The sequence below is a fragment of the Catellatospora sp. NPDC049133 genome (assembly GCF_040648455.1).
GTDB classification, from domain to species: Bacteria; Actinomycetota; Actinomycetes; order Mycobacteriales; family Micromonosporaceae; genus Catellatospora; species Catellatospora aurea.
In genome coordinates this window covers 1-5,042 of record NZ_JBEZDT010000037.1, presented here as the reverse complement: position 1 = coordinate 5,042, position 5,042 = coordinate 1, and the positions used below count along the sequence as shown (strand labels likewise).

Genomic DNA, 5,042 nt, shown 5'->3' with positions numbered 1-5,042 from the left:
GCCTAAACCTCCGAGTTTGGCAAACAGCACCGCCGCCCCCACCCAAAAAAACCCCCCCAAGCGCTGATCTCCGTCCCTGCCGCCGGGACGAGCCCCGCAGGCAGCGCCGCCGGGGCCCGTCGGGGGAGGTGTGCCTGCGGGGACCGTCAGGCGCGGCTGTAGGCGCGCAGGGTGCGCAGGCGGTCGACGGCGACCAGGCCCTTGGCCTCCCGCTCGGCCAGCAGCCAGGCCTGGGCGTCGACCTCGGCCCAGCTCCAGGTCAGCGGCCATGACCCGTCGGGCAATTGCTGGTCCACCAGGTAGTCGAGGTTCGCCGCGATCGACGCCTGATCCACCGCCGGGGACAGCGGCGAGTCCGGGGTGTGCGCCACGTCCAGCGGCTGCAGCAGGTACTCCGTCCACGCCTCCGGCCGGTTCTCCACCCGCTGGGCGGCGGCGCGGCGCAGCGCGGCGAGCGCTCGTCGCCGAGCCACCTCGGGCAGGTTCCGGGCCTGGAGGAACAGCTCCGCCGCGGTCAGCTCACCGCGGTCCAGTCCGCTCGCCCTGGCGACCCCGTCCTCAAGGCGGTTCAGCACCGCCTCGGTCAGCTCGGCCAGCAGCGCCGGCGGGACCAGCTCCCGGTACTCCCACAGCACCCCGGCCAGCCCCGCCGTCGGATTGAGCACGCAGTCGTTGAAGGTGGCGCCGATGTCCGCGTACGTCCACCACGGCGCGCGCGGCGAGTCCTCCGTCTCCGGGGCCACGATCCACCAGCGCCGCTCCGCGGCGTCATAGGTGTCCACCAGGTAGCCGACCGCCCGGCGGACCAGCGGCTCGTCCGCGCCCGCGCCGATCTCGTGCAGCACCGTGCCCGCGCACCAGGTCGCCACCGCCGACGACACGGGGGTACGCAGATCCGGCTCCAGCGCGTGCCCGAAACCGCCGTCGTCGTTCTGGTACGACACCAGCTCGTCGAGCACCACCCGCGCCGGACCGGACTCGAAGTGGAACCGCAGCCGCGCCCGGTCCAGCGGACGCCCCTGCTCGAACACGAACGCCCTGGCCCGTGTGAAGACAGTCGACATCCGCCGATGTTCGCGCACGGGTACGACAGCACGGATTTTGCATTCGGCCACGCGCCGGAGTTCCCTGGTGGCGTGGACTACTCGCTGCTCGACGCGCCCGCCTCCCAGGTCACCGACACCGCCCGCGGCCTGCTGGGCTGGCACCTCGAAGCCAACGGGGTGCGGGTCAGGATCACCGAGGTCGAGGCGTACGCGGGCGTCGGCGAGGACCCCGCCTCGCACAGCCACCGCGGCCCCACCCCGCGCAGCTCGGTGATGTTCGGCCCGGCCGGCGTGCTCTACGTGTACTTCGTCTTCGGCATGCACTGGTGCATGAACGTGACCGCCGGCCACGAGGGCGAGGCGGCCGCGGTGCTGCTGCGCGCGGGCGCGGTCGTCGGGGGAGTGGACCTGGCCCGCGAGCGCCGAGGCCAGGTCGCCGACCGCGAGCTGGCCCGGGGTCCGGCCCGGCTGGCCATGGCGCTGGGCATCGACGGGTCCGCGAACCGCACGTCACTGCTCGACGGCACCGGGCCCGCGCGCCTGCTCCCCGCCGCGGCCGTGTTGCCGAACCTGATCAGGTCGGGACCGCGGGTGGGCGTCGCCGCCGCGCACGACCGGCCGTGGCGCTTCTGGCTGCACGGCGAACCGTCCGTGAGCCCGTACCGCCGCCACACCCCTCGCCGCCGCACCCCACCCGCCGACACCGCCCGCTCGTCATAGACGTTGGCCTATCACATCGAATCCGGTCACGTGTTCTCGATGTCATAGGCCATCGTCGATTCAAGGTGGGGCGGGAGGGGCTGGGCGGCGGGGTTCGGGGTCAGGCGGGGTCGGGGCGGAGGACGGCGCCGACGCCTTCGTCGAGCCGGACCTCGGCGGCGTTGACGATGATCAGCTCGGCGTCGTTGAGCACCGCAGCGCGGACCAGCGCGTCCTCCGCGCGTACCGGATGGGCGCGGGACGCCCCCAACTGCCGCAGCCGCTCCTCGCTCGCGGACAGGTCAGCCGGCGAGTCGCCGATCCACACGCGGGCCTTGGCCAGCGCGGCCGGATCCAGCAGCAGCGCCTCGACCTGCCGGTTCTCGAACGCGGCCAGGGTGTCGGCGACGCCCGACGCGGCCGGCTCGGCGGCACCGCTGCCGGGCAGCGGCCCGCCGTCGCGCGTGGCCAGCAGCGGCGTCACGTGCGGCAGCGGAGCCATCTCCGCGCTGTCGGTGCACAACGGCTGCGGCATCGCCTCGGCGTAGTGCACCCGGCCCTGCGCGGCGAACACGGCCAGCCCGTGCCGCTCGCGCGGACGCCGGTACTGGGCCAGCGCACCCTCCAGAGCCAGCAGGGTGGGCTCGTCGATGCCCTCGTCGAGCAGCGTCTCCCGGGCGGCCCGCCAGCGCAGCTTCAGCGCCGCGGCGGTCGCCTCGGTGTGATCGGTCCCGTCGATGTACAGCGACGCCCACGGGCCGGGGATCTCATACATGGCGCGAAGAAACGACAGTTCCATGCCCGCGCTATGCCCATGTCCCGATCGCCGCAACCGCGCGATCATGCCAGGTTCAGGTGCGGGCGGACTCCGTCGGCGCAAGAGGGCGACGATCATCGCCGAGCGCCTTCCGCGAACGTCGGACCAGCTCCCCGAAGACCCGGACCACCGAGACCGAACCGATGCCCACGGGCACCACCAGCAGCGCTGCCAAGGCGCTCGGGCGAAGCCACGCCCGGTCGCCGTCGAGCCAGGCCTCGTCCGACCCGGCCCCGCTGACCCGCGCCGCCAGCGGCCCGCGCGGCCGCTCGCGCGCGCCCCAGAAGAAATCCACCGGGTACGCGTCGCGGCTGTCCCGCTCGACGAACGTGCCCGTGCAGCGCCAGCGGGCGAACAGCAGCGCCTGACGACCGCCCGCGACGCTGCACGAGGCAGGAGTGACGGTGCCCGCCCGGCCGCCCCGCTCGGCTCGGATGCCGTCGACCGCCAGCGCGGCCTGCATGACGGCGAACACCGCGAGCAGCAGCGTGCCGGCCGCGACGCCGTACCGGAACTGCCGGTCGAACGCGCTGTCTGCCCGCCATGGGACGAGCCAGGGGCGGCGACGACCCTTGTGGTGGCGACCCACAGCCTTCCCTTCCCGAGTGCTGACCAGCGGCGACGACGGTAACCGGGCTGGGCGGCCCTGCTCGGCGGTGGGGAAACCGGTTGTCGGCCGGTCCGCGCGATGCGCGACAATCGACGGCGTGACGGACATCCTCGATGATCTGCAGTGGCGTGGCCTGCTGCAGGACTCCACCGACCTGGACGAGCTGCGCAAGCACCTGGCCGAGGGGCCGGTGACGTTCTATGTCGGCTTCGACCCGACCGCGCCCAGCCTCCAGGTCGGCAACCTGGTGCAGGTGCTGACCGCGCGCCGGCTCCAGCAGGCGGGGAACATTCCGGTGCTGCTGGTCGGCGGTGCGACCGGCCTGATCGGCGACCCGAAGGCCGAGGGCGAGCGCTCGCTGAACTCGGAGGAGACCGTCGCCGGCTGGGTGGACAAGATCCGCCGGCAGGTGGAGCCGTTCTTCGAGTTCGAGGGCGCCAACGCGGCTCGGATGGTCAACAACCTGGACTGGACCTCGCCGCTGTCGGCGATCGAGTTCCTGCGCGACGTCGGCAAGCACTTCCCGGTGAACCAGATGCTGGCCCGCGAGGTGGTCAAGGCGCGGCTGGAGAGCGGCATCAGCTTCACCGAGTTCGCGTACCAGATCCTGCAGTCGCACGACTTCTACCAGCTGCACCAGCGCTACGGCGTGACGCTGCAGCACGGCGGCTCCGACCAGTGGGGCAACATCATCGCCGGCGTCGACTTCAACCGGCGCAAGGGCGTGCGCGGCGTGCACGCGTTCACCACCCCGCTGATCACGCGCGCCGACGGGACCAAGTTCGGCAAGAGCGCCGAAGGCATGTCGGTCTGGATGGACGCGGCCATGACCAGCCCGTACGCCTTCTACCAGTTCTGGTTCAACGCGGCCGACGCCGACATCGTGAACTACCTGAAGGTGTTCAGCTTCCGCTCCCGGGAGGAGATCGAGGAGCTGGCGAAGGAGACCGCGGAGCGGCCGTTCGCGCGGGCGGGGCAGAAGGCGCTGGCCGAGGAGCTGACCACGCTGCTGCACGGCAAGGACGAGTGCGAGCAGGTCATCACGGCGTCGCAGGCGCTGTTCGGTCGCGGCGCGCTGACCGACCTGGCCCCGTCGACGCTGCGCTCGGCGCTGGCCGAGGCCGGCCTGGTCGAGGTCGACGAGCTGCCCAGCGTCGCGGTGCTGTTCAAGGAGTCGGGCCTGGCGGCGAGTCTCGGCGAGGCACGGCGCGCGGTTGCCGAGGGCGGCGCGTACATCAACAACGAGCGTATGTCCGATGCCGACGCCCCGGTGTCGGCAGACCTGCTGCTGCACGGCAAGTACCTGGTGCTGCGTCGTGGCAAGAAGACCATCGCCGGTGCTGAGCTGCGAAAATAGGCAGTTGACCATGATGTGACGCGGGACGCGTCCCCCCGATTTGCGGGTGGCGGCGCGTCCCGCGTAATGTTCTCTCTGCCAGCGCGGAACGGACAAAACAGCCGAGACCGGAAGGTCGGAGCAAAGAGGCCGGAGCGCACCGGGTGGGGCCGATTTGATCGGCCGAAACCAACCGGGTATGGTTACCGAGCCGGTGACGAGCCGGGCGGATGAGTTCGCCGAGAATCTTCTCGGAGGGGACCGTCGGCCGGGTCACTGGTTCTCCTCGAACCTCGTACGGACCTCAACGGTTCTGCGTGTTCGGGGGTGTCCAAACGGACGAGCCGGACAAATCCGAAAATTCGGATTTGACACGGAACGGCCGGATGGGTAAGCTGGATGAGTTGCCCCGGAGGCGGCCAGGGAGACCTGGACGACACGGTGTGTGCTTGTTCTTTGAGAACTCAACAGGGTGCTATTTAAGCCAAGTGCCAATTATTGATCATCCTCGGATGATTCCTTTGGTGATGGACA

5 protein-coding genes are annotated in these 5,042 nt (G+C 71.2%); 2 read left to right on the top strand and 3 right to left on the bottom strand.

What is annotated here, in order from left to right:
• Positions 1 to 146: 146 nt before the first annotated feature.
• Entirely contained in the window at positions 147 to 1,064 is a 918-nt protein-coding gene (locus tag AB0B35_RS32960; RefSeq protein WP_361053026.1) for a hypothetical protein, read from the bottom strand.
• A gap of 72 nt (positions 1,065 to 1,136) precedes the next feature.
• Between AB0B35_RS32960 and AB0B35_RS32955 the strand changes: the two genes are divergently transcribed.
• Positions 1,137 to 1,766, top strand: a complete 630-nt coding sequence (locus AB0B35_RS32955; RefSeq protein WP_361053023.1) for a DNA-3-methyladenine glycosylase — start codon at positions 1,137 to 1,139, stop codon at positions 1,764 to 1,766.
• 100 nt (positions 1,767 to 1,866) lie between these two features.
• Here the strand turns inward: AB0B35_RS32955 and AB0B35_RS32950 are convergent, their stop codons facing one another.
• Together AB0B35_RS32950 and AB0B35_RS32945 are read right to left on the bottom strand one after the other, a co-directional pair.
• Entirely contained in the window at positions 1,867 to 2,520 is a 654-nt protein-coding gene (locus AB0B35_RS32950; RefSeq protein ID WP_361053020.1) for a hypothetical protein, read from the bottom strand.
• A 76-nt stretch (positions 2,521 to 2,596) separates the two neighbouring features.
• Positions 2,597 to 3,151 (bottom strand): hypothetical protein, encoded by a 555-nt coding sequence (locus AB0B35_RS32945; protein WP_361053017.1) that lies wholly within the window; start codon positions 3,149 to 3,151, stop codon positions 2,597 to 2,599.
• A gap of 118 nt (positions 3,152 to 3,269) precedes the next feature.
• Here AB0B35_RS32945 and tyrS point away from each other — a divergent pair, with 118 nt between their 5' ends.
• Entirely contained in the window at positions 3,270 to 4,529 is a 1,260-nt protein-coding gene (gene tyrS, locus AB0B35_RS32940) for a tyrosine--tRNA ligase (protein ID WP_360538713.1), read from the top strand.
• The last annotated feature ends 513 nt before the right edge of the window (positions 4,530 to 5,042 follow it).

Bases quoted from the DNA above. Each gene is read 5' to 3' on its own strand.
- AB0B35_RS32960 (WP_361053026.1), bottom strand. From the start codon at position 1,064: ATGTCGACTGTCTTCACACGGGCCAGGGCGTTCGTGTTCGAGCAGGGG.
- AB0B35_RS32950 (WP_361053020.1), bottom strand. From the start codon at position 2,520: ATGTATGAGATCCCCGGCCCGTGGGCGTCGCTGTACATCGACGGGACC.